This window comes from Escherichia sp. E10V10 (assembly GCF_004211985.1).
Classification (GTDB): domain Bacteria; phylum Pseudomonadota; class Gammaproteobacteria; order Enterobacterales; family Enterobacteriaceae; genus Escherichia.
Genome location: NZ_RHJO01000001.1, coordinates 528,441 through 551,487 on the forward strand (window position 1 = coordinate 528,441; position 23,047 = coordinate 551,487).

Here is a 23,047-nt window from a genome sequence, read left to right on the forward strand (position 1 = left end):
CAGCGTTTCTCCTGTGGATTATGAGTGGCATTCCCTGAAGGGAATCCCTTTTACCAGGCGGGCAGCGTTATTGCCGATGCTGCGCCGGGCATGGTTATCTTGTTGATACATCAGCGTAAACAGTGGCGCTGATGCCGGTAAGTTTTTGTAATGCACAATCAGCTTTTCCCGGTCGCAGGCTATGCCAACCAACAGGGGGGACTGACGAGCAGCCTGCCAGGCGCTATCGATGACTTCACCTGACGGGATATGTTGAATGCGAAAGGGGATACCTTCCTCTTCAATGCCAAGAAGCACCTCATTCCATGTACTGATACAGTCACCTATTTCCGTAACGACAATAGCGGGCGTATGTTCTTTACTTTCCATGAGCCAACTCCCTGTGCCAGGAAATCAGTAGCCCGGTAGCTACCGCATTGCGCGGGCCTTCACTACCACGGATATTCCCCCGTCCGGCGACCAATCGATAATGCGCCAATGCATCGGTGACTAACTGCGGTACTTCGAAATCCAGGGAAGAACCGCCCACCAGAACGACGAACGGAATATCGCGAATATTTCCGCCTGGACTTACCTGACGTAGCGCGCGCAGGGCATTGGTTACGAAGACGCGCTCTTTCGCACTGCGGCGAACAGCACGTACTTTTTCCAGTGTTAAATCGCCGGGAATAGGCACCAGTTCGTCAGGTTTCACCACACAAACGCGGGCAAATACATGAGGGGACAGCGGAGTAGGGAAGAACTGAACGCTGCCGTCTTCATGGCGTAAATGGAACAGGCTTTCTACTTTTGCCAACGGGTATTTTTTGATTTCTTCTGCCAGATAACGATCATTTAAGCCCAGTTCCCTGGCAATAATCATCGTCACCATGTCGCCCGCTCCCGCAAGGTGAGTAGCTATCATTTCCCCTTTCTGATTGATGATGGAGGCATCTGTAGAACCTGCGCCTAAGTCCAGAATTGCCAGAGGGCGTGTGGTTCCAGGGGTAGTCAAGGCTCCCTGAATTGCAGCTTCTGCTTCAGCGCCTCCGACCTGAACATCAACATGCAGTTTTTGCTTAATTTCACTGGCGATCATCGCCATTTGCAGTCGGTCGGATTTCACCATTGAAGCGATACCCACTGCCTGTTCCAGTGAAAATTCACCAGCCAGCCCACCGGTTACGCTGACGGGAACAGAGGTATCTATCGCCAGTAAATCCTGAATAAAAATTTCGTGGCTGGGTTTATTGGTCAGTTCCGCCATAGTCTGGCGAACATGTTCCAGCATACCGCCGATGTTGGTGCCCGGTTCTCCCGTTACGTTTTCCAGTTTTGAGCACTCGCCGACCGCTTTCATAATGGCATCGGCACCAGCAGCAACATCAACTCGTATTGTACGTCCGGCAGAAAGCAGCTCGATGTTTCCGGCGGGTATCGAACGGGCTTTAACATCGCCAGAAGGTGTTTTCACCACTACTGCAGAACGGTTGCCTATGAGTGCTCGTGCAACAGGAACGATATTTTTAGTCTCTTCAGCATTGAGGGCGAAGACAGTGGCAATCCCATACGGATTAGACAGGGTTTCGATAACCTTCCCGGGAACGGCGACTTCAATCGCGGCCAGCATGCCGAGCGGAATACGATCGATGTAGAGGACTTCATCAACAATGGGTAAAGGGATTTCCAGGCGGTTACTGACCAGCACGCCATCATCACGTTGCAGAATAACGCCAGTCAGTTGATATCCGGCACGCACGGAGGCGTTTATCATGGTCGCGATATCGGCAAAATCAAATGCCGATGACACGACCAGAATGTACGGTGTATCCGCCGGACGTGTTAACAACTCTTGTGGCGTGATGGTGAGCCCCACGCCCAGTCCCACTCCGCCCGGAGTTTTTGGGTTGTGACCAATCATGGTTGATTCGGTGATGATGGTTTCCGTAATGGTTTCCATCGCCACATCGCCAATGACAGGAGTTGCTTCGTTGATACGAATAAGCGAAATATCGCTGACATTGATGCCGACTTTTTTCGTTGCCTGTGCGAGCGCCTCCTGAATACCATGGACGTTACGCAACGTACCTTTGATTCCGGTGGTTTCCGCAAGGGCGCTGCTCACGAACGACAATTCTCCAGACGTACTGAGCGTCGCCAGTGCAACTTCTGTGGATGAATTGCCGATATCAATGCCTGCTATATATCGCATAGTTCGTCCTTAATCGTCGCCTTTCAGTTTTTTACGCTCGACATAGAGTTCTGCAGCTTCGCGGACAAATGCAGCGCAAATTTTGGCCTGATAACGACGTTCAAGATCGTCAGCAATGGCAATGAGTTCTTGCTTTGTCGAACGATAAGGGCGTAACGCATTGTAGATTTCGAGGATGCGATCGTCCGGCACTGAGGTAAGCTCGGCAGCGCGTTCAAAATTCATCGCCAGGCGATCACGACCCGCATCTCTGGCAATCGCGGCCTGAATACGCAATGTTTCAGGGGTTATACGCATATCCTGGGCGGTGACTTTATCGCTGAGGACATTCTCCAGAGTGAAATCGTCGAGCGTTTTATTGGTCGCCGTTTTAACCCATTCTGGATGTTTATTTGCCAGTGGATAATCCGTCACTTTGGCGCTCTGTATTGACGCGTTGGGTGCCGCAGAAACAGGAGCTGCATCCTGTAGACTGTTCATGCGGTTCAACACGTCCCTGACCATCGACTCAATTGCATCGGTATTCATGAAGGTTTCCTTTGTTAAAACGCCACGCGCAGTTCTTGCGGTTTTTTGCCAGTGACCACGTACTTCGTCTCTTTGATATGTAAAATGGCTGATTTGGCCTGGTATTTAGGCCGCGCCATTTGATCGTTGAGGGTCGGAACTGGTTGTGGAGACTCACGCTTCGCATAACGCGCGGCGTTTTTGCCAATCTGGCGATAAGTTTCCAGCGTCAACAAAGGCGCTTGCGGGAAAAGTTCCAGGTTAGACAAAGGGGGAAGCCCCTGCTGGTGGATAACCGTGGTGCCTTTTGACTGAATACCAATAGCAATGCCGGAACCACTAAGGCGATCGCCTTCGACCGCCACGAATGCGACATCAGACGATTTAAAGCAGCGAATCACACGGGCTTTAATGCCTTCTTCTTCGATACCGGCAATCACTTCGCGCAAGATGTTTTTATGCGGAATACCGATGATATTGACGGTTTGCGCCAGGCCGAACGCCGGGCCTACAGCAATAATGACTTCATCTTGCTGAGTGCCTTGTTGGGCTTCGCCAATTTCGGTCAAAAAACTCCCTGCATCCGGTGCGGAAGGGGCAGTGGAGGCGACAGGCGCGCGAAATGAAACGGACTTGTCGCTGGTTTGCATTTCTGCCAGCACGTCTTCGATAATCTGACGCAGTAATTTTTCGTTAATTTCCATTTCTCACCCTTAGTCAATTTCGTTGGGATCAAGTGCACCGGGAATATTTTTGATCTCTTCCCAGCGTTCCCCTTGCAGGCGGTAACCTGTAGCCGGTCCGGCGTAATCATTGACATCATTGACCGCAGACAGCACTTGTCCGTTATCGACGATAATGGCTGAGGTATGGAGATAATCGCCGGTCAGTTTCGCTTTTTGCATGTTGAGCATGTCCTGAGCGACATCGGTAAAACCGCCTTGCGCCAGGGCTTTCACCACTTCCAGGCTGTTACGGTTTTTATTGATAATTTCCTGGGCGAACTTAATGTCTTCTACGATGTTGCGCTCTGGCATATCTTTCGAACCGTGGGCATAGGTCGCCGCTTCGACCTCTTCATCGGTAATAAGGGGTAATCCCATACCGGCAAAGACAGCCTGTAAAGCGCGTGCGGCTTTATTGCGGATGGCGACAACATCTTCTTCGCGCACTGGTCGCAGACCGCCATCAACCTTCAGGTCACGCTGAATGACGTTGTAATCATCGAAGTCTTCGGCGTCTTCGTTTGAACCGGCAAACATATTGTCGTAGTTAGGCACAGCGGAAAAACCGGAAGAGATAAAGTCAGTACCCGGCAGAAACTGCATCAGGAAACGCGCGGTACGGCGCATATCTGAGTGGGTAAAGGTCTGGTCATTACTGGAGGCACATTCCAGATCCAGCGATGAGCAAATTAAGTTTTCCGCCAGCACTGCGCGGATGCCTGACGGCACAGCTGATGGAACACCGATGCAGCTTACGGAACCATTCTGCAGCCCCTGTACGCCTGCGGCTTTGGTGATGTAAATGCAACGAGCCTCGAGATAAAGCATTGATTTGCCTTCCGCGTAACCCATCTGTACTTCAGAGCCGGAGCCGGAAGTAAAGCGCATTTTTAAGCCGCGAGAAGCATAAGATGACGCGAGAAATCCTTTTGACCACGGGGTGTCATCGCCATCGGTGAAAACAGGTTCTGTACCATAGACAGAAATTGTTTCGGCGTAACAGGTGTGGCCTAACATACCGAGTTTCAGTTCGGTGGCTTCTTCCAGTGAACACTGGGTCAAAACGCCCGGGCGCCCTACCTGTGAACCTACCAGCAGAGCGATGGCGTTGAACGGCGCATAGCGAGCAACGGCAACGGTGGTTTCCTGTTCATCAAACCCGCGCCATGCGCCTTCAGCTGCGTCGGCGGCAATTTGTACCGGGGTATCTTTGACGTTGGTGACGTGAGCCTGTTGTGATGGTGTTCGACGGGCGCGCATTTTCTGCATCGCCATCATCATCTCTACCACGTTCATCTGCGAAACCACTTCGACGATTTTGGCGGGCGTCATTGCTGTGGTAAGGGGAACGATATCGCTACGTTTGACATTTGGATCGCACAGCATATTGGCAAGTTTGACCGAATCCATCGCGATGACTTCTTCGGCGCGCGCGAGATTGATGCCGTAACGGGCGATAAAGTGGTCGATCAGGTCAAACTGGCTGGCGGGTTTTCCATCCAGCTCGGTGACAACACCGTTAACAATTTTGATTGACGGTTTTGGATCGTTCGGGCTTTCCATCGCAATGAAGCCTTCTTCAATCCACTCTTTAACGAAACCGTCCTGGTTGACCGGGCGTTTTGCCAGTGCTTCAAATCTTTTCGATCTCATGAATCTGCCTCAGGGAATTCAGATGTAGGAAGGGCGATCGTTTTTCGGTGTATCGCCGAGAGTCGAAAGCACGGTTTTACCGATTTCGCGTGCGGAGATGACCGCCTGGCGGACTGCGCCGGAGTCACCCGAGATAATCAGAATGACTTCATTGCTGTAGCTGGTGCCATGAGCAGGCGAGCTGTATGCCACCACGTCCACATTGGCGGACTTCAGCGCGGTATCGGCCATCAGAACACCAACAGCGGCCGGAGCGCCGACAATAACGCCGCAAGCGCGACCCAGAGGTGCGCCAAACGCTTTTTCCAGTGCATAGCTGGCGCGGGCGGTGTATTGCAGTTCAAGATGTCCGGCTTCGTTGGCATAGACATCACCAAAGGTCCGGTCGAGTTCTTTCAGGGCAACTTCAATACCGCGTTTCACGTCGGAAACATCGTTGCCACCTAAGAGGATTAATGAGCCGTGTCCGGCACCGCCTTTGGTATCGCGAGGAAGTTCAATGCTAATAACTTCAGTGTTCGTAGCTTTTACCGCTTCATCAGCGGCCATAATGTGTGGACCTGCGCCAATACGTGCACCCAGAATGCCAATGGAGCGATAGCGTTTTTCAAGTTTCATCGCGTCCAACAGGGCGCTATCAACGTTCGCAATGACCAGACCTACAGTGTCGCCAATAGCGGTGCCAACAAATTCCGTTAACGTGCAGCTTTTTTCTGCCATAGCCGTCTCTCGTGTTTGATGAGTGGTTTCCGGGAGAACCTCATGCTCTGGCGTCGCTACGCGAGCGATGACCTGCGCCATGATCTGTTCGACCAGTTCATTGCTGCTCATGGGTTAATTCCCTTTGGTAAGATTTTTTCGACATCGGTATGTGGGCGGGGAATAACGTGTACGGCTTTTACTTCACCGACGTTACGCGCGGCGGCGGCACCTGCGTCTGTTGCCGCTTTTACAGCCCCGACATCACCACGAACGATGACGGTCACCAGCCCGGAACCTATTTTTTCGTAGCCAACCAGCAATACATTTGCCGACTTCACCATGGCGTCTGCGGCCTCTATGGCGGCAGTTAAGCCTTTGGTTTCTACCATTCCTAACGCTTCTTGTTGCATAAAGACCTCGCCTGGATTTTTTGACGATATGACTATAAAAAAAAGCGAGGAAAAAGGATGGCTGACTTAGTCGACCAATGAGAAAAATAAATAGAGGACAAATATTATAAAATTGCTTTTATATACTATATGTTATTAATTTATTGGTTGTTTTGTGGGAGTTTTAATGTGAATTAATTGCGTTGGCTGAAGGGGTTAATCGCGAATAATATTTCGTTGGGTTTGGTCCGCGGAAGGGAACTGTGATATTTGTTTAAATTTTATTATGTCATGATGGCAATTTTTTATTGTGAAAGTTTGGCGGTAATTATTACTTTCAACACTGATTAACGCTGTGTTGGATGCTTTTGCAATGACAATAATTTGTTATGTCAGCACGATTTTTCCACGAGTCTGTCATGCATGTTGGCAATATTTTCCGCAGCGCAATTTTTATAGTTGCGCTCGATATACACAACAATCAGCAATTCTGTTGGCTGATGAAGAAACAAACTCCGCAAAGAAGGTGTCACTATGAATGATTCACTCAAGGCGCAATGCGTTGCCGAGTTTTTGGGCACCGGACTGTTCCTCTTTTTTGGCATTGGTTGTTTGTGTGCCCTCAAACTTGCTGGGGCAAGTCTGGGGCTGTGGGAAATATGTATTATTTGGGGGTTAGGTATTTCACTTGCTGTTTATCTTACGGCAGGAATTTCCGGCGCTCATCTCAACCCAGCGGTTACGATTGCTCTATGGTTGTTCGCCGCTTTTCCTGGCCGTAAAGTGCTGCCATTTTGTGTGGCACAATTAGCGGGTGCCTTTGGTGGGGCGGTTCTGGCGTATTTTTTATACAGCAATTTGTTTACCGATTTTGAATCTGCCCACAATATGGTTCGTGGAAGTGCAGAAAGTTTACAACTCGCCAGTATCTTCAGTACTTACCCGGCAGCGGCAATAAATGTATGGCAGGCGGCGCTGGTTGAAATAGTCATCACGTCTATGTTGATGGGATTGATTATGGCGTTGACCGATGACGGCAACGGTGTACCGAAGGGGCCTCTTGCACCTTTACTGATTGGTATTCTGGTTGCTGTTATTGGTGCTTCTACTGGACCATTAACCGGTTTTGCCATGAATCCAGCGCGTGATTTTGGGCCAAAAATTTTCACCTGGCTTGCGGGTTGGGGAGAAATAGCGATGACTGGTGGACGCAATATTCCTTATTTCATTGTACCCATTATTGCCCCGGTCATTGGTGCCTGCGTTGGTGCGGCGATTTATCGCTTTCTCATTGCACAAAATTTACCTGTCAATAGCGTTACGCCTAAAGATATCCGCGAATAGCGAAATAACCTGGCGCTTATAAACGTTTATTTTTTTACTGTTTGTGATCTGCTTTCCGAACTTATTAAAAAGTCTCCCGCTTCATGGAGGCTTTTGTTATTGTCCTTTGTGCTTCTCGTCAGTAAATCATCAGGGATGATGTGAAGATTAAATGTAAAACAATTGTTTTTTACAATAACAATAAATTAACTGGGAGGTTTTATCATGATTTCTGCGGCGACACTTAATTCAGAACTCATTAATAAAATCGCGCAGGATTTTGCGCAGGCGACCAGCCTTGCGGTTGTCGTGGTCAATATCCACGGTGATGAAATTTCCGAACTTTTTAACTTCACCCCGTTTTGTCAGATGATGCGGCAACATCCACAGCTTAGCACTCGCTGCCGCATGAGCGATCGTTGCGGAGGCCTGGAAGCTTCTAAATCCGATCAACCTTGTATTTACCGTTGCCATGCAGGATTAACCGATTTCTCTATTCCTTTGGTGATTGCCGGGCATTTAGTCGGCTTTGTGTTGTGTGGACAAGTCCGCCTGCGTAATGGTGATGTCGATTTGATCGATATTCTGAATGTCGATGATCGTTGGCAAGCAGATCCCGAATTACTTAATGAATTTCGCAAAGTCCCGGAGATGGATTACTCGCGAGTTATGGCCTCTGCTGATTTGTTGAAATTGATTGTGGAAAATTGCCTCAAAAAGCAACTCAATTTTGTCGTTATTAAAGAGAATAAACCTCATTCGGATTCAGTTCGTCAGACCCGTGCGTCTAATCCCCACGATAATAAAATGAAAAAAGCATTGCGCTATATTGATGCGCATTTATCAGACGATTTACGCCTGGAGGATGTCGCCTCGCATGTTTATCTAAGCCCTTATTATTTCAGTAAATTGTTTAAGAAATATCATGGAATTGGTTTTAATACATGGGTAAACCAACAACGCATGGCCAGCGCCCGTGAGTTGCTGTGCCATAGTGACTGGAGCATCGCCAGCATTGCGCGTAATTTAGGCTTCTCTCAAACCAGTTATTTTTGCAAAGTTTTTCGACAGACCTATCAGGTAACGCCGCAGGTTTACCGTCAGCAAATTAGCGAAAATACGGCTGCGGAAACGGCATAAATTCAATGTAAAAAATGAGGGATGGTTAAATATACTCTGGCAGTAATAATTCATTTACGTGTTATGGGAAAATTGAAATCGGCTCATAACATACGCTGACATGTTTGGCACATTTGTGCCTGGGAAGAGGGTGGAAATCCCTCGCAGCCCCCGCTGCTGTAATGCTGACAACCCCGAAAATGCCACTGATCGTGAGATCGGGAAGGTCGGGGGAGGATGACGCTAAGCCAGAAGACCAGCCTGTCAGTTAATACCAACAACTTCGGTGGGAAGTGGGTTGTCTGGAAGCGCCCAGTTGAGCACTGGCGCGTCTTTATACCCCTACCACCCTGAAAGGATCAGGGGATGGCGGCAGCATTTATTTCATTCATCGTCGTGTCGACAGGCACCAGGGCTGCACTTATGGTGTGGCAATCTTTTTTTGTGGCATATCAACCTGACCGTTATTACAGGAAACTAAGCGGAGGGTGGTGGTCATGAAAACGATAAAACCTGAATCGATAGCTCTTTTTTGCCTCTCATCTGGCGATATTGAACTCGCTAAACATCTGGCTGAAATGTTGCCTATTACCTGTTTTGTCGGTGAGGATTGGCAGCAAGGTTTCCTGCCTTTTAACGGTGGGCCAGAACAATCATTATCAGATGCGTATAGCGATTATTCAGTGCTGTTATTGATTGCTGAAAGCGGGACACTTATGCCAGAAAGGCTCCCTCTGCCTGATGGCGTGACGGTAATCTTAATAGCAGAGCACAATGCTCGTTTGCTGAATGGTACGGCTGGTGGGGCTGTTGCGTTAATCCATTATCTGAATGAAATGTGTCAATTCAGAGAAACCGTTGCTAATAACACATTTTGTCGGTCGTTAACGCAGGGAAATCGGGCTATTTCACAATGCCTCCCTCATTCGTAATGGATTGAGAATGCTGGATTTTTATTTTTAATACGCGCAGTATTAATCGAAGAAATGTTATTACGGTCAGTAACAGTGGAACATCCATTGCTCTGGTCAATGAATACCATCATACAATTGAACCGGGAGTCCGTATGATGATTTTGGTGACGGGGGGCGCACGGAGCGGGAAGAGCCGGCACGCCGAGGCGCTTATTGGGGACACTCCACAGGTCCTGTATATCGCTACTTCGCAAATTTTTGATGATGAGATGGCCGCACGGATTGAACACCATCGGCAAGGCCGCCCGGCGCACTGGCACACGGTGGAACGCTGGCACAATCTTGATGAGTTAATTAACGCAGACATTAATCCGCAGGCTGCCGTGTTGCTGGAATGCATTACAACAATGGTGACTAATCTTTTGTTTGAATATGGCGGCAATAAAGATCCTGAAAAATGGGATTATGACGCGATGGAGCAGGCGATTAATGGTGAGATTCAGTCGTTGATTGCCGCCTGTCAACGTTGTACTGCAAAGGTCGTATTAGTGACCAATGAAGTGGGCATGGGGATTGTGCCGGAGAATCGTCTGGCGCGACAGTTTCGTGATATTGCCGGGCGGGTAAATCAGCAGTTGGCCGCTGCGGCAGATGAAGTATGGCTGGTGGTTTCGGGTATTGGAGTAAAAATCAAATGAGTAAATTATTTTGGGCGATGCTCTCTTTTATTACGCGTCTGCCTGTACCGCGTCGTTGGTCCCAGGGGCTGGATTTCGAGCATTATTCTCGCGGTATCATTACTTTTCCCTTAATTGGTTTATTGCTTGGCGCCATTAGTGGACTGGTCTTCATGGCGTTGCAGACATGGTGTGGCATACCGCTGGCGGCACTGTTTAGCGTGCTGGTGCTGGCGCTGATGACAGGGGGATTCCACCTGGACGGCCTCGCAGATACCTGTGATGGCGTATTTTCTGCACGTAGCCGCGATCGCATGTTGGAAATCATGCGTGATAGCCGTTTGGGTACTCACGGTGGTCTGGCGCTGATTTTTGTGGTTCTGGCAAAGATTCTGGTGCTAAGCGAGTTGGCACTGCGTGGCGAACCGATCCTTGCGTCGCTGGCGGCAGCATGTGCGGTTAGCCGTGGGACTGCCGCATTGTTGATGTATCGTCATTGTTATGCCCGGGAAGAAGGGCTTGGTAATGTGTTCATTGGCAAAATTGACGGGCGACAAACCTGCGTCACACTCGGTTTAGCCGCTATTTTTGCTGCCGTATTATTGCCAGGTATGCATGGTGTGGCTGCTATGGTGGTGACGATGGTGGCGATTTTCGTCCTCGGTCAGCTTCTCAAACGTACGCTTGGAGGGCAAACCGGCGATACGCTGGGAGCAGCCATAGAACTTGGTGAACTGGTCTTCCTGCTGGCACTGCTATAAGACTGATTACCGAAGAGACGCTACATGCAAACACTCGCCGAATTATTGAATACGATCCCTGCCATCGATCCTGCCGCTATGTCGCGTACCCAACGGTATATTGATGGGTTACTCAAACCTGTCGGTAGTCTGGGAAGACTGGAGGCGCTTGCCGTACAACTGGCAGGAATGCCGGGACTGAATGGTGTGCCTCATGTGGGCCAAAAAGCAGTGCTGGTTATGTGTGCCGATCATGGTGTCTGGGATGAAGGTGTCGCTATTTCTCCGAAAGCAGTGACAGCCATCCAGGCTGAAAATATGACACGTGGAACAACTGGTGTGTGTGTGCTGGCAGCACAAGCGGGCGCTAAAGTTCACGTGATTGATGTTGGGATTGATACCGTTGAGCCTATCCCTGGGCTTATTAACATGCGTGTCGCACGAGGTAGCGGTAATATTGCCTCGGGTCCGGCAATGAGCCCCTGTCAGGCTGAAGCGTTACTTCTGGACGTCATACAATATACGCGCGAGTTAGCGAGAAATGGCGTCACGCTGTTTGGTGTGGGTGAACTGGGGATGGCAAATACCACACCGGCAGCGGCGATAGTCAGTGCGATTACTGGACGCGATCCTGAAGAAGTGGTCGGTATTGGCGCAAACCTGCCGACAGATAAACTGGCTCATAAAGTTGATGTTGTTCGTCGGGCAATAACATTGAATCAACCGAATCCACAGGATGGTATTGATGTGCTGGCCAAAGTCGGTGGGTTTGATTTGGTCGGAATGGCTGGCGTAATGTTAGGTGCCGCTTCCTGCGGTTTACCCGTGTTGCTGGATGGATTTCTTTCTTACGCCGCTGCACTTGCCGCCTGCCGGATATGTCCTGCAATCAAACCGTATCTCATTCCTTCTCACCTGTCGGCAGAAAAAGGGGCGCGTATAGCGCTGTCACATTTGGGGCTGGAGCCTTATCTCAATATGGAAATGCGTTTAGGTGAGGGGAGTGGCGCAGCGCTGGCGATGCCCATCATCGAAGCCGCCTGCGCGATATACAGCAACATGGGTGAGCTTGCCGCCAGTAATATTGTTCTACCGGGAAAGACGACTTCTGAATTGAACAGTTAAAAACGAAAAGTCAGAGAAAAGCTATACTTATCGGATAGCTTTCGCGACTTAGGAAAGGGACATGATGCGTCGTGTAAATATTCTTTGTTCATTTGTTCTGCTTTTTGCCAGCCATAATAGTCTGGCGGTAACTTATCCACTCCCTCCAGAGGGTAGCCGTTTAGTAGGGCAACCACTGACAATAACGGTTCCTGATCACAATACCCAGCCGCTGGAAACCTTTGCTGCACAGTACGGGCAAGGTCTGAGTAATATGCTGGAAGCGAATCCGGGTGCTGATGTTTTCTTGCCGAAGTCTGGCTCGCAACTCACCATTCCGCAGCAACTGATTTTGCCCGCCACTGTTCGTAAAGGGATTGTGGTTAACGTCGCTGAGATGCGTCTTTATTACTATCCGCCGGACACAAATACTGTGGAAGTGTTTCCTATCGGCATTGGTCAGGCCGGGCGTGAAACGCCGCGCAATTGGGTGACTGCCGTTGAACGTAAACAAGAAGCACCAACCTGGACACCAACCCCTAATACTCGCCGTGAATATGCAAAACGAGGGGAGAGCCTGCCAGCATTTGTCCCTGCGGGTCCCGATAATCCTATGGGGCTTTATGCCATCTATATTGGTCGGCTTTATGCCATCCACGGAACTAATGCCAATTTTGGCATTGGCTTACGGGTGAGTCAGGGCTGTATTCGTCTGCGCAATGATGACATAAAGTATTTGTTCGATAATGTTCCAGTCGGGACGCGCGTGCAAATTATCGATCAGCCGGTGAAATACACAACGGAACTGGATGGCTCAAAGTGGCTGGAAGTTCATGAACCGTTATCGCGCAATCGGGCGGAATATGAGTCTGACAGAAAAGTGCCATTGCCGGTAACGCCTTCATTGCAGGCATTTATCAACGGGCAAGAAGTTGATGTGAATCGCGCAAATGCTGCGTTGCAACGTCGATCGGGAATGCCTGTGCAAGTTAATTCTGGTTCCAGGCAGATGTTTTAAAATAGTTGTTACGTAGAAAGCAAAAAACCTGCTCGAAAGCAGGTTTTTTTGAATTTGGCTCCTCTGACTGGACTCGAACCAGTGACATACGGATTAACAGTCCGCCGTTCTACCGACTGAACTACAGAGGAATCGTGTGAACGGGGCGCATATTAATGGCAGCGTTCCGCGATGTCAAAGGGGGAAATGCATTTTTTTGTTCGTTTGCTGGCAATTTCGACAAAGCGATGAACATTCAATCTTTTTTGTAATGTTCCATTGTAGTGCATGCCATCCTTTTATGGGGCAATTAACGCTCGTTCTGTAACCCGGATGAAAGGACAAAAAATCATAATCTCTTATTTGACAGGCGATTAGCTTTCGCGTTAGCGCCAAACTTAAACTGGCAAGCATCTTGCAATCTGGTTGTGAGTAATACCGGCACTTGGGCCGATTCTTAAAAACCGGAGGCAACATGAACTTCAGACGCCTGAAATACTTCGTAAAAATTGTAGACATTGGTAGCCTGACCCAGGCTGCTGAAGTGTTGCATATCGCGCAGCCTGCGCTCAGTCAGCAGGTCGCCACATTGGAAGGCGAGCTGGATCAACAACTTTTGATTCGCACTAAACGTGGCGTTACTCCAACAGACGCCGGAAAAATTCTCTATACCCATGCGCGGGCAATTTTACGTCAGTGTGAACAGGCCCAACTAGCAGTTCATAACGTAGGTCAGACATTATCGGGTCAAGTCTCAATTGGCTTTGCGCCAGGAACCGCCGCGTCGTCTATCACCATGCCCTTATTACAGGCGGTACGTGCCGAATTTCCGGAAGTGATTATCTATCTACATGAAAACAGCGGCGCTGTTCTTAACGATAAACTTATAAATAGTCAGCTTGATATGGCGGTAATTTACGAGCATTCCCCTGTGGCAGGCGTATCCAGCCAGGCTTTGTTAAAAGAAGATCTTTTTCTTGTCGGAACTCAGGATTTTCCAGGGCAAAGCGTTGATGTTAATGCTATAGCACAAATGAATCTCTTTCTTCCCGGCGATTACAGTGCCGTAAGACTCCGCGTTGATGAGGCTTTTTCTTTACGGCGACTCACGGCAAAAGTCATCGGTGAAATTGAGTCTATCGCCACGCTTACCGCAGCGATTGCCAGCGGCATGGGGGTTGCAGTGTTACCCGAATCAGCCGCGCGCTCGTTATGTGACGCAGTTAACGGATGGATGTCACGTATTACCACACCGTCAATGAGTCTCTCCTTGTCATTAAATTTACCAGCCAGAGCAAAACTGTCGCCACAGGCACAAGCAGTGAAAGAGCTTTTATTGTCAGTGATCAGTCCTCCAGTCATGGAAAAAAGACAATGGCAATTGGTTAGCTAAACGTTATATCTGGATGGAATAAGATGCGGGTTTTTATTATTTGTTATGCCGGGCGTTAGACTTTAACAATAGCGGAATGTCTGATCTGCCCGGAGTTTACCGTGAATTTCCAACAACTAAAGATAATCCGCGAGGCTGCACGTCAGGATTACAACCTGACAGAGGTTGCGAATATGCTTTTTACCTCACAGTCAGGTGTCAGCCGTCATATTCGAGAGCTGGAGGATGAGCTTGGTATAGAAATATTCGTTCGTCGGGGCAAACGACTGCTTGGTATGACTGAACCGGGCAAAGCATTGCTGGTAATTGCAGAACGCATTCTGAATGAAGCCAGTAATGTTCGTCGACTTGCCGATCTCTTTACCAACGATACATCTGGCGTTCTCACTATCGCAACGACGCATACTCAGGCACGCTACAGCTTGCCAAAGGTCATTAAAGCCTTTCGCGAACTTTTCCCGGAAGTGCGGCTTGAGCTTATCCAGGGAACACCACAGGAAATTGCGACGTTGCTGCAAAATGGCGGGGCCGATATTGGCATCGCCAGTGAGCGTCTGAGCAATGATCCGCAACTCGTCGCCTTCCCGTGGTTTCGTTGGCATCATAGTTTGCTCGTTCCAGATAATCATCCCTTAACAAAAATTACGCCATTGACGCTGGAATCAATAGCGAAGTGGCCGTTGATCACTTACCGACAGGGGATTACTGGTCGCTCGCGGATTGATGACGCATTTGCCCGCAAAGGTTTGTTGGCAGATATTGTATTGAGTGCACAGGATTCTGATGTTATCAAAACCTACGTAGCCCTTGGCCTGGGGATTGGATTAGTAGCAGAACAATCCAGTGGCGAACGAGAGGAAGAGAATTTAATTCGTCTGGAAACGCGCCATCTTTTCGATGCTAATACCGTCTGGTTGGGACTAAAACGAGGACAATTACAGCGTAACTATGTCTGGCGTTTTCTGGAACTGTGCAATGCAGGACTGTCGGTTGAGGATATTAAGCGACAGGTGATGGAAAATAGTGAAGAGGAAATTGATTATCAGATATAGCAAAAAGCCCGCTATAAAGCGGGCTTTTCAGAAATTTGGCTCCTCTGACTGGACTCGAACCAGTGACATACGGATTAACAGTCCGCCGTTCTACCGACTGAACTACAGAGGAATCGCTGTTGAGGCACATCTTAACGGCGAAAAATCTTTTGTCAAACCTGATTTTTAAATTTCTCAACCGTTTGCCGTTTCTATCAACAGTTTGTTGCATTTGCAGACAATTTGCTGGCGAAAATCTTTGCAGCTTTGCTGATTCTCCCTCATTATTTGAAATGTGGTTTCACTTTCTGCAATTAAGGTCAGTTTTGAATATCTCCTCAGCTTTACGCCAGATTGTTCATGGCACTCGCTGGCACGCAAAACGTAAGAGCTACAAGGTGTTGTTCTGGCGTGAGATAACCCCGCTTGCTGTTCCTATCTTTATGGAGAATGCCTGTGTCCTGTTGATGGGCGTACTGAGCACGTTTCTGGTCAGTTGGCTGGGAAAAGATGCAATGGCAGGCGTTGGGCTGGCGGACAGTTTCAATATGGTCATTATGGCTTTTTTTGCAGCTATCGACCTTGGTACTACAGTCGTTGTGGCATTTAGTCTCGGTAAGCGTGATCGACGGCGAGCGAGGGTAGCGACACGGCAGTCATTAGTGATCATGACATTGTTTGCCGTACTGTTGGCAGCGCTTATTCATCATTTTGGTGAGCAAATTATCGATTTTGTTGCAGGTGAGGCCACGCCGGAGGTAAAAGCACTGGCGCTGACTTATCTGGAACTGACCGTCATCAGTTATCCTGCGGCGGCAATCACCTTGATTGGCAGCGGAGCACTTCGCGGCGCAGGGAATACGAAAATACCGCTTCTTATAAATGGTAGTTTGAATATCCTTAATATCATCATTAGCGGCATATTGATTTACGGTCTTTTCTCCTGGCAGGGGTTAGGGTTTGTCGGGGCAGGGCTGGGATTAACTATTTCCCGTTATATTGGCGCAGTCGCCATTTTGTGGGTCCTGGCGATTGGTTTTAATCCTGCGTTACGGATCTCGTTAAAGAGCTATTTTAAACCATTGAATTTCAGCATTATCTGGGAAGTAATGGGGATTGGTATTCCGGCAAGTGTGGAATCCGTATTATTTACCAGTGGCCGGTTATTAACACAAATGTTCGTTGCCGGGATGGGGACGAGTGTAATTGCCGGGAATTTTATCGCTTTTTCGATTGCGGCTCTTATCAATTTACCAGGAAGTGCACTTGGTTCTGCTTCTACAATCATTACGGGTCGAAGGTTGGGGGTAGGGCAGATAGCACAAGCAGAAATTCAATTGAGGCATGTGTTCTGGTTGTCCACTATTGGGTTAACGGCAATAGCCTGGTTAACAGCCCCCTTTGCCGGGATTATGGCGTCGTTTTATACCCAGGATCCGCAGGTTAAACATGTCGTTGTGATTCTGATTTGGTTGAATGCTTTATTTATGCCGATTTGGTCTGCCTCCTGGGTACTACCTGCTGGTTTTAAAGGTGCCCGAGATGCACGCTACGCCATGTGGGTTTCTATGCTGAGCATGTGGGGATGCCGGGTAGTAGTCGGTTATATGTTGGGAATCATGCTTGGCTGGGGTGTGGTTGGCGTCTGGATGGGGATGTTTGCCGACTGGGCCGTGCGGGCTGTGCTGTTTTACTGGCGAATGGTGACAGGGCGATGGCTATGGAAATACCCTCGTTCTGAGCATAAATAGTATGAAAAAAAGCCAGGTGTGTCGGAATAAACGACAAAGCGCAGATTATTTCAGCAAACGAATTCAAAATTAAAAAACAGGCTTTGACATTGTGGATGGGCATCGTTAATATTCGCCCCGTTCTCGCGATTCCTCTGTAGTTCAGTCGGTAGAACGGCGGACTGTTAATCCGTATGTCACTGGTTCGAGTCCAGTCAGAGGAGCCAAATTTCTGAAAAGCCCGCTTTTATAGCGGGCTTTTTGCTTTGTTACTTAATCAAATCCTTCACATCTTTTCCTGACGCAAAGGATCTGAACTCATTATCGGAACGGTGGTTCATTAAAGGTCCGCAGTTTACGCGAATGCAGTCGGTCGCCTTCTGCGCGCAGCAAGTCTATCGCCCGAATGCCAATTTGCAGGTGCTCAGAAATTGCGCCTTCATAAAAACGGTTAGCCTGACCGGGAAGTTTAATCTCACCATGCAACGGTTTATCTGAAACACACAGTAGCGTCCCGTATGGTACGCGGAAACGATATCCTTGTGCTGCAATGGTGGCACTTTCCATATCAATCGCCACGGCCCGACTTAAATTAAAACGAAGTGCAGAAGCCGAGTAGCGTAGCTCCCAATTCCTGTCATCAGTGGTTACTACAGTTCCAGTGCGTAGCCGCTGTTTAACTTCCTCACCCGGCCTGCCGCTGACGAGTTTGGTGGCGTCATAAAGTGCACGTTGTACTTCAGCAATGCTCGGAATAGGAATATCGGGGGGCAGAACTGCATCAAGAACGTGGTCATCGCGTAAATAAGCATGCGCAAGTACGTAATCTCCAATAGCCTGGCTTTCACGTAATCCTCCGCAGTGACCAATCATCAACCAGACATCCGGGCGCAGCACCGCCAGATGATCGCAGATAGTTTTGGCATTTGACGGCCCCACGCCAATATTAACCAGAGTAATACCCTGACCATCGGTAGTGATTAAATGCCATGCGGGCATCTGGTGTTTTTTCCATGCGAGGTCGGAAATTGCTTCTTCCGGTGCTTCGGTTTCAGCGGTGATCCAGTTCCCGCCAGCACAAGAAAGGGCAATGTAGGGGCTATGAGGATCAAGGATCTGGCTGCACCCCCAACGTACGAATTCATCCACATAACGTGTGTAGTTGGTAAACAAGACGAACGGCTGAAAATGTTCAACTGGCGTACCCGTATAATGGCGTAACCGTGCGAGGGAAAAATCTACCCGGCGTGCATCAAAATGCGATAACGGGGAGAATTCCGTTGGATGATAAATGCCGTCTGCCGTTTCATCGCCAATTTGTGCCAGTTCGGTTGTCGGGAAATAACGAGTTAATCCGGCGCTCATTGAGCGATCAAGCGTCAGCTCTGAGCCGTCGATGACATAGGGATAAGGAATTTCATGCTCTGACGGTTGCACGGAAATATGTGCACCATAATCCTGGTACAGCAGAGTTAATTGTTCATTAAGATATGAACGAAAGAGAGCAGGGCGGGTGATGGTGGTCGTGTAGCTGCCAGCGTGAGTAAAACGACCAAACGCGCGTGTTTTGGGAGGGTTTGTTGCGCTACCGTCCCAGGTCACGGTCAGCGATGGATAGACAAAAAGACCGTGTTTTCGGGCGTTTTCATCAGGCAGTTCGCCACTTTTAATATATTTGCCAATGGCGTTGCGTAAAGCGACTACAGATTTTTCATACAGCGCGTCAAGTTTATCCAGTGCCTGAGCTGGGGTCAGACCGGAGCCCTTATTATTCATGTGTGTCTCCTGTTCCATACAATTACCGCTTTTCCGATAGTATGTCACAGGAATGTGAAACAAAAGTGTAAGGCGAAGATCGGACGATCTTCGCCAGGCTATCAAGCGTGTTGATTGTCTTTCATCAACAAAGCGGTTATTGCGGAAATCAGGCAGCCAGCCAGCAAATAAATGGCGACGCTATGCCAGTCTCCAGCAAAATAAGTAATCAGAGCAGCAGCAATAAAAGGTGTAAATCCACCGCCTACCACGCTGGCAACCTGATATCCGACGCCAGCGCCGCTGTAGCGATAACCGGCACCAAACATCTCGGTGAACATCGGCTGTTGCACGCAAACCACCATGTCATGCGCAATGTTCGCCAGCATAATGGAGAAGAAAACGATCCAGAAAATGGACTGTGCCTCAAGCGCTATAAAAAAAGGAAATGCGCTTAACGTTCCGATTATTGCGCCGGTGATATAAACCCTACGGCGACCAAAACGATCGGCAAGCCAGGCAAAACAGGGAATTGTCAGGCAGCTTAATCCACCCACCAGCAAACCAATATTGAGGAACAATTCGCGCGGCAGCCCCATATTCTGGGTCGAATAGTTAAGTGCAAAGGCGGTAACGATATACATTGTTAGCAACTCGCACAGTCGCAGCGCAATAATCTTAAGGAAAGCACCGGGATGTCGTAACAGAGCTTCGATAACCGGGATGCGTTTTTGCACTACCGCTTGATTATGCTGCTGTTGTTCAAATTCAGCGGACTCCTCCATGCCATTGCGCACCCACAATGCACCCAGCACCAGTACGATGCTAAACAGGAAAGGAATGCGCCAACCCCAGCTCAAAAATTGCTCGTCAGTTGTCATCATACTGATCAGTGACACCAGTCCGGTTGAAAGGAGTAACCCTACACCGTAACCAACTTGTACGCCGCTACTGTAAAAGGCTTTTTTGTTTTTGGGCGCGCTCTCAACGGACAGCAACGCAGCGCCTCCCCATTCGCCGCCAACAGCAAATCCCTGAATAGCTCGCAGCATCACCAGTAAAATTGGTGCCCACCAGCCAATAGTTGAGAACGAAGGGAGAATGCCGATCAATGCTGTGGCGATGCCCATCATCCAGACGGTAAGCATCAACATGCGCTTACGCCCCAGTCGGTCGCCGAAATGGCCGAAAATGACGCCACCGAGCGGACGAAAAAGGAAACCGACACCAAAGGTAGCAAATGCAGCGAGCGTTCCCATTGCCGGGCTTACCTGCGGGAAAAACTCGCGATTAAACACCAATGCGGCGGTAATGCCATAGAGTAAAAAATCATACCAGTCGACGACGGCACCCGCGAAACTGCCTAATGCAGCGCGTCGGGCGCGACTTAACGAAAGCGTTCCTTCATCGGGACGCGTGGAGATGAGCGTGGAGTCCATAGTGATCCTGTTTGTACTGTCTTTTTATAATTAGTATGGAAAAGGTAACTCACATTGCCGTCGATCTATAAACGAACCTTATGAGACTAACGCGACAGAAAGCATCTGCAAATGTTTTTATGCCAGGAACTGAGGATGAAGGGCCGGGAGGGGGCAGTTACATATTACAACCGCGTTGAACAGAAAAATGTGAACGCTAAAGCCGCAACGCATGCTCGGCTGATGCTATTTTTCTCTGATGGGTTTTTTTGAATTTTCCTAATGGGATTTGTGTCACTGACACCAGGCGAGCTAATTGCTTGAATGATTGGCGGAGAGAGGGGGATTTGAACCCCCGGTAGAGTTGCCCCTACTCCGGTTTTCGAGACCGGTCCGTTCAGCCGCTCCGGCATCTCTCCGTTCAGATGGTTGCCATGATGCCAGGAAATTTGGCATTTTAACAGTCCCTGTCCGTGCAATTTTGTTCAAGTGACGAGTTTGCGAGCAAAACGATGATTAAGTGGCCCTGGAAAGTACAAGAAACAGATCATGAAGATACGCTGCCATGGAAGGAAGCTCTGGCGATACCTCTTTTGACATGTCTGACAGAGCAGGAGCAAAGCAAACTAGTCACTCTTGCCGAACGTTTTTTACAGCAAAAAAGACTGGTCCCGCTACAAGGATTTGAACTTGATGCATTGAAAAGTAGTCGCATCGCCTTACTTTTCTGCTTGCCTGTTCTGGAGCTTGGACTGGAATGGCTGGATGGTTTTCATGAAGTGCTAATTTACCCTGCGCCATTTGTGGTGGACGATGAATGGGAAGACGATATAGGACTGGTACATAATCAACGTATCGTTCAATCAGGACAAAGCTGGCAGCAAGGCCCAATCGTGCTGAACTGGCTCGATATACAAGATTCTTTCGATGCCTCGGGCTTTAATCTGATTATCCACGAAGTTGCACATAAACTGGATACGCGAAATGGCGATCGCGCCAGTGGAGTTCCCTTTATTTCTTTACGTGAGGTCGCAGGATGGGAACACGATCTTCATGCGGCGATGGATAACATTCAGGAAGAAATTGAGTTAGTGGGCGAAAATGCCTCCAGCATCGATGCTTATGCTGCCAGTGACCCTGCAGAATGTTTTGCCGTGCTTTCCGAATACTTTTTTAGTGCACCAGAGCTTTTTGCGCCACGCTTCCCCTCGCTGTGGCAACGTTTCTGCCAATTTTATAAGCAGGATCCATTACAACGGCTACGAAATGCCAATGGGCGAGACACCTATCCAGTACCAAATGTTCATTAAATATAAATTTTGTTGCTTAATTAACCGATTGAAATGGCTTGCGAATTTTAGTGTTGACACTCGCTGCGCTGCTAAGTAATATTCGCCTCGTTCTCACGATTCCTCTGTAGTTCAGTCGGTAGAACGGCGGACTGTTAATCCGTATGTCACTGGTTCGAGTCCAGTCAGAGGAGCCAAATTCAAAAAAGCCTGCTTTCGAGCGGGCTTTTTGCTTTTCTGCAAACGTGCTTTAGTGTTTGAATTTTTGTTAGAGCTTTCATTACGCTGTGACTGAAATTTTCGCGATAATCCTTTTCAGCGTATTGCTGAATTCATCCAAATTTAGATGATCAATAGCCTTTCCTACCACAATCGTCTCTGAAATATCGGCCATGGCAGGCCAGCGAGTCTTATAATCAGCATACACGGCGATGACAGGAACATTATAAGCACTTGCCATGTGTAAAATAGATGTGTCTGGCGTTATTGCAAGGAAGGCATCTCTTATGATTGCTGCAGACCGCATTATTGAAGGTGATAACGACAAATGATAAACGTTATCAAAATGCCGGGTTAGTTCCAGGGCTGTTTCCGAACCTTTCGGACCATGAACAATGACAATTGGCATGTCTGATTGTATTTTAATCATCTCGATGATTTTTTGTGCCATTGTTAGTGAAAATGTTCTCGCTTGCACGCTACCTTCTAAATTAAGAGCAATATATGAACCTAATGAATGCATCTCACAACGTACTTCTTTTAGCACTATTTCGCTGAGGGGCAATTCAAATATGGGCGGGGGCGCCGGAAATCCTACTTCTCGCATCATGAAGGCCCATGTCAGCGGTACTGGGGCGCGTAGTGACTGATCCATTTTCGACGCTGACTTACATATCGGTGAATAACATTTCATTGTTAAACCAACAACCTGTAAATTTGTATTGGCTCGTAAATGGCTAATAAATATCATCGTCTTCAGGTTTTTCTTGCGCATTGCTTCAATACAAAGATCAGGAGTTCCATATTGTTCATTGATGTTTTTTGCTAATTTTTTTATTTCTTTAATACTGGCATGATCCTGCATTGTCATACTGATCAATGTTAATTTTGTTTGTTCCAGATGAAGTGCATCAAAAACAGATTTATTAATTGTTGATGTGACAATCAATAAGTGTTTTATTTTATGCATTTCAAGCGATCGGATTATTGGGTAAATAGCCATTGCATCCCCAATTTGATCGGGAATGTGAATAACTACGAATTCACTGTTTGCAATATCAGTATTTTTGCAGCGATAATCATAATACGCAAATGCAATACGTCTGAAAAATGATACAAATGACATTTCCAATCTCGCTTCCATTCTGGTTAAAACGTGGTGAAGTTTAAC

Annotated in this window: 21 protein-coding genes, 5 tRNA genes and 1 riboswitch; of the genes, 13 read left to right on the plus strand and 13 right to left on the minus strand. The window is 48.3% G+C overall.

Translation table 11 applies throughout. The features are described from left to right. Positions 1 to 18: 18 nt before the first annotated feature. From D9736_RS02350 to pduA, 7 genes are read right to left on the minus strand one after another with little or no spacing between them, the layout of a single operon-like run. Positions 19 to 369 (minus strand): glycerol dehydratase reactivase beta/small subunit family protein, encoded by a 351-nt coding sequence (locus tag D9736_RS02350; protein ID WP_000444000.1) that lies wholly within the window; start codon positions 367 to 369, stop codon positions 19 to 21. After that, complete coding sequence (locus D9736_RS02355; protein ID WP_130257609.1) at positions 359 to 2,191, minus strand: diol dehydratase reactivase subunit alpha; 1,833 nt, start codon at positions 2,189 to 2,191, stop codon at positions 359 to 361. The genes D9736_RS02350 and D9736_RS02355 overlap by 11 nt, the downstream gene beginning before the upstream one ends. Positions 2,192 to 2,200: 9 nt before the next feature. Further along, a complete protein-coding gene (gene pduE / locus D9736_RS02360; protein ID WP_085458842.1) occupies positions 2,201 to 2,719 on the minus strand; it encodes a propanediol dehydratase small subunit PduE in 519 nt (172 codons plus the stop codon). Positions 2,720 to 2,733: 14 nt separating this feature from the next. Beyond that, the gene (gene pduD / locus D9736_RS02365) at positions 2,734 to 3,402 is read right to left on the minus strand and encodes a propanediol dehydratase medium subunit PduD (protein WP_130257610.1); all 669 of its coding nucleotides are present in this window, start codon (positions 3,400 to 3,402) and stop codon (positions 2,734 to 2,736) included. 9 nt (positions 3,403 to 3,411) lie between these two features. Beyond that, positions 3,412 to 5,076, minus strand: a complete 1,665-nt coding sequence (gene pduC, locus D9736_RS02370) for a propanediol dehydratase large subunit PduC (RefSeq protein ID WP_130257611.1) — start codon at positions 5,074 to 5,076, stop codon at positions 3,412 to 3,414. An 18-nt stretch (positions 5,077 to 5,094) separates the two neighbouring features. After that, positions 5,095 to 5,907 (minus strand): propanediol utilization microcompartment protein PduB, encoded by an 813-nt coding sequence (gene pduB, locus D9736_RS02375; protein ID WP_064529394.1) that lies wholly within the window; start codon positions 5,905 to 5,907, stop codon positions 5,095 to 5,097. Then, positions 5,904 to 6,188, minus strand: coding sequence for a propanediol utilization microcompartment protein PduA (gene pduA / locus D9736_RS02380; protein ID WP_001183614.1), 285 nt, complete (start codon positions 6,186 to 6,188; stop codon positions 5,904 to 5,906). Before pduA ends, pduB begins: the two co-directional genes overlap by 4 nt. A 513-nt stretch (positions 6,189 to 6,701) precedes the next feature. On the opposite strand from pduA, the gene pduF reads away from it, so the two are divergent. The 7 genes from pduF to ldtA all read left to right on the plus strand — a co-directional run bounded on the left by pduF (position 6,702) and on the right by ldtA (position 13,062). Further along, positions 6,702 to 7,511: a propanediol diffusion facilitator PduF gene (pduF, locus tag D9736_RS02385; protein ID WP_130257612.1), complete on the plus strand. Its 810-nt coding sequence runs from the start codon at positions 6,702 to 6,704 to the stop codon at positions 7,509 to 7,511. A 204-nt stretch (positions 7,512 to 7,715) separates the two neighbouring features. Then, positions 7,716 to 8,630, plus strand: coding sequence for a regulatory protein PocR (gene pocR, locus D9736_RS02390; protein ID WP_130257613.1), 915 nt, complete (start codon positions 7,716 to 7,718; stop codon positions 8,628 to 8,630). A gap of 83 nt (positions 8,631 to 8,713) precedes the next feature. Continuing rightward, a riboswitch (cobalamin riboswitch) is annotated at positions 8,714 to 8,889 on the plus strand. A 217-nt stretch (positions 8,890 to 9,106) separates the two neighbouring features. Next, positions 9,107 to 9,541, plus strand: a complete 435-nt coding sequence (locus tag D9736_RS02395) for a cobalamin biosynthesis protein (protein ID WP_130257614.1) — start codon at positions 9,107 to 9,109, stop codon at positions 9,539 to 9,541. Between the two features lie 134 nt (positions 9,542 to 9,675). Further along, positions 9,676 to 10,221, plus strand: a complete 546-nt coding sequence (cobU, locus tag D9736_RS02400) for a bifunctional adenosylcobinamide kinase/adenosylcobinamide-phosphate guanylyltransferase (protein WP_130257615.1) — start codon at positions 9,676 to 9,678, stop codon at positions 10,219 to 10,221. After that, on the plus strand, positions 10,218 to 10,961 hold the full coding sequence (gene cobS / locus D9736_RS02405; RefSeq protein ID WP_130257616.1) for an adenosylcobinamide-GDP ribazoletransferase: 744 nt from the start codon (positions 10,218 to 10,220) through the stop codon (positions 10,959 to 10,961). The genes cobU and cobS overlap by 4 nt, the downstream gene beginning before the upstream one ends. 24 nt (positions 10,962 to 10,985) lie before the next feature. Next, positions 10,986 to 12,065, plus strand: coding sequence for a nicotinate-nucleotide--dimethylbenzimidazole phosphoribosyltransferase (cobT, locus tag D9736_RS02410; protein WP_130257617.1), 1,080 nt, complete (start codon positions 10,986 to 10,988; stop codon positions 12,063 to 12,065). 61 nt (positions 12,066 to 12,126) lie between these two features. Then, positions 12,127 to 13,062 (plus strand): L,D-transpeptidase, encoded by a 936-nt coding sequence (ldtA, locus tag D9736_RS02415; RefSeq protein ID WP_130257618.1) that lies wholly within the window; start codon positions 12,127 to 12,129, stop codon positions 13,060 to 13,062. Between the two features lie 55 nt (positions 13,063 to 13,117). Here the strand turns inward: ldtA and D9736_RS02420 are convergent. Continuing rightward, positions 13,118 to 13,193: transfer RNA gene (locus D9736_RS02420), tRNA-Asn, on the minus strand. Between the two features lie 323 nt (positions 13,194 to 13,516). Between D9736_RS02420 and nac the strand changes: the two genes are divergently transcribed. Together nac and cbl are read left to right on the plus strand one after the other, a co-directional pair. Beyond that, the gene (gene nac / locus D9736_RS02425) at positions 13,517 to 14,434 is read left to right on the plus strand and encodes a nitrogen assimilation transcriptional regulator NAC (RefSeq protein ID WP_130216427.1); all 918 of its coding nucleotides are present in this window, start codon (positions 13,517 to 13,519) and stop codon (positions 14,432 to 14,434) included. Positions 14,435 to 14,535: 101 nt separating this feature from the next. Continuing rightward, positions 14,536 to 15,486 (plus strand): HTH-type transcriptional regulator Cbl, encoded by a 951-nt coding sequence (gene cbl / locus D9736_RS02430; protein ID WP_130216429.1) that lies wholly within the window; start codon positions 14,536 to 14,538, stop codon positions 15,484 to 15,486. A gap of 36 nt (positions 15,487 to 15,522) precedes the next feature. On the opposite strand, the gene D9736_RS02435 is transcribed toward cbl, so the two are convergent. Beyond that, positions 15,523 to 15,598: transfer RNA gene (locus tag D9736_RS02435), tRNA-Asn, on the minus strand. A gap of 160 nt (positions 15,599 to 15,758) precedes the next feature. Here D9736_RS02435 and yeeO point away from each other — a divergent pair. Together yeeO and D9736_RS02445 are read left to right on the plus strand one after the other, a co-directional pair. Further along, positions 15,759 to 17,216, plus strand: coding sequence for a toxic metabolite efflux MATE transporter YeeO (gene yeeO / locus D9736_RS02440; RefSeq protein WP_346471401.1), 1,458 nt, complete (start codon positions 15,759 to 15,761; stop codon positions 17,214 to 17,216). A 130-nt stretch (positions 17,217 to 17,346) separates the two neighbouring features. Then, positions 17,347 to 17,422: transfer RNA gene (locus tag D9736_RS02445), tRNA-Asn, on the plus strand. A gap of 94 nt (positions 17,423 to 17,516) precedes the next feature. Here the strand turns inward: D9736_RS02445 and amn are convergent. From amn to D9736_RS02460, 3 genes are all read right to left on the minus strand, one after another. After that, positions 17,517 to 18,971 carry an AMP nucleosidase gene (gene amn, locus D9736_RS02450; protein ID WP_130208633.1) on the minus strand — a complete coding sequence of 485 codons (1,455 nt, stop codon included), beginning with the start codon at positions 18,969 to 18,971 and terminating at the stop codon, positions 17,517 to 17,519. 101 nt (positions 18,972 to 19,072) lie between these two features. Beyond that, positions 19,073 to 20,389, minus strand: a complete 1,317-nt coding sequence (shiA, locus tag D9736_RS02455) for a shikimate transporter (protein ID WP_130257620.1) — start codon at positions 20,387 to 20,389, stop codon at positions 19,073 to 19,075. 308 nt (positions 20,390 to 20,697) lie between these two features. Next, positions 20,698 to 20,787: transfer RNA gene (locus D9736_RS02460), tRNA-Ser, on the minus strand. A 93-nt stretch (positions 20,788 to 20,880) separates the two neighbouring features. Between D9736_RS02460 and mtfA the strand changes: the two genes are divergently transcribed. Both mtfA and D9736_RS02470 read left to right on the plus strand, forming a co-directional pair. Further along, positions 20,881 to 21,678: a DgsA anti-repressor MtfA gene (gene mtfA, locus D9736_RS02465; RefSeq protein ID WP_130257621.1), complete on the plus strand. Its 798-nt coding sequence runs from the start codon at positions 20,881 to 20,883 to the stop codon at positions 21,676 to 21,678. 100 nt (positions 21,679 to 21,778) lie between these two features. Beyond that, positions 21,779 to 21,854 (plus strand) — tRNA-Asn (locus D9736_RS02470). A gap of 83 nt (positions 21,855 to 21,937) precedes the next feature. On the opposite strand, the gene D9736_RS02475 is transcribed toward D9736_RS02470, so the two are convergent. Then, a complete protein-coding gene (locus tag D9736_RS02475; protein ID WP_130257810.1) occupies positions 21,938 to 23,002 on the minus strand; it encodes a glycosyltransferase family 9 protein in 1,065 nt (354 codons plus the stop codon). Positions 23,003 to 23,047 lie beyond the last annotated feature (45 nt).

Excerpts from the sequence above, each read along its gene's own strand:
- D9736_RS02350 (WP_000444000.1), bottom strand. The coding sequence starts at position 369 with ATGGAAAGTAAAGAACATACGCCCGCTATTGTCGTTACGGAAATAGGT.
- D9736_RS02355 (WP_130257609.1), bottom strand. The coding sequence starts at position 2,191 with ATGCGATATATAGCAGGCATTGATATCGGCAATTCATCCACAGAAGTT.
- pduE (WP_085458842.1), bottom strand. The coding sequence starts at position 2,719 with ATGAATACCGATGCAATTGAGTCGATGGTCAGGGACGTGTTGAACCGC.
- pduD (WP_130257610.1), bottom strand. The coding sequence starts at position 3,402 with ATGGAAATTAACGAAAAATTACTGCGTCAGATTATCGAAGACGTGCTG.
- pduC (WP_130257611.1), bottom strand. The coding sequence starts at position 5,076 with ATGAGATCGAAAAGATTTGAAGCACTGGCAAAACGCCCGGTCAACCAG.
- pduB (WP_064529394.1), bottom strand. The coding sequence starts at position 5,907 with ATGAGCAGCAATGAACTGGTCGAACAGATCATGGCGCAGGTCATCGCT.
- pduA (WP_001183614.1), bottom strand. The coding sequence starts at position 6,188 with ATGCAACAAGAAGCGTTAGGAATGGTAGAAACCAAAGGCTTAACTGCC.
- pduF (WP_130257612.1), top strand. The coding sequence starts at position 6,702 with ATGAATGATTCACTCAAGGCGCAATGCGTTGCCGAGTTTTTGGGCACC.
- pocR (WP_130257613.1), top strand. The coding sequence starts at position 7,716 with ATGATTTCTGCGGCGACACTTAATTCAGAACTCATTAATAAAATCGCG.
- D9736_RS02395 (WP_130257614.1), top strand. The coding sequence starts at position 9,107 with ATGAAAACGATAAAACCTGAATCGATAGCTCTTTTTTGCCTCTCATCT.
- cobU (WP_130257615.1), top strand. The coding sequence starts at position 9,676 with ATGATGATTTTGGTGACGGGGGGCGCACGGAGCGGGAAGAGCCGGCAC.
- cobS (WP_130257616.1), top strand. The coding sequence starts at position 10,218 with ATGAGTAAATTATTTTGGGCGATGCTCTCTTTTATTACGCGTCTGCCT.
- cobT (WP_130257617.1), top strand. The coding sequence starts at position 10,986 with ATGCAAACACTCGCCGAATTATTGAATACGATCCCTGCCATCGATCCT.
- ldtA (WP_130257618.1), top strand. The coding sequence starts at position 12,127 with ATGATGCGTCGTGTAAATATTCTTTGTTCATTTGTTCTGCTTTTTGCC.
- nac (WP_130216427.1), top strand. The coding sequence starts at position 13,517 with ATGAACTTCAGACGCCTGAAATACTTCGTAAAAATTGTAGACATTGGT.
- yeeO (WP_346471401.1), top strand. The coding sequence starts at position 15,759 with ATGTGGTTTCACTTTCTGCAATTAAGGTCAGTTTTGAATATCTCCTCA.
- amn (WP_130208633.1), bottom strand. The coding sequence starts at position 18,971 with ATGAATAATAAGGGCTCCGGTCTGACCCCAGCTCAGGCACTGGATAAA.
- shiA (WP_130257620.1), bottom strand. The coding sequence starts at position 20,389 with ATGGACTCCACGCTCATCTCCACGCGTCCCGATGAAGGAACGCTTTCG.
- mtfA (WP_130257621.1), top strand. The coding sequence starts at position 20,881 with ATGATTAAGTGGCCCTGGAAAGTACAAGAAACAGATCATGAAGATACG.
- D9736_RS02475 (WP_130257810.1), bottom strand. The coding sequence starts at position 23,002 with ATGTCATTTGTATCATTTTTCAGACGTATTGCATTTGCGTATTATGAT.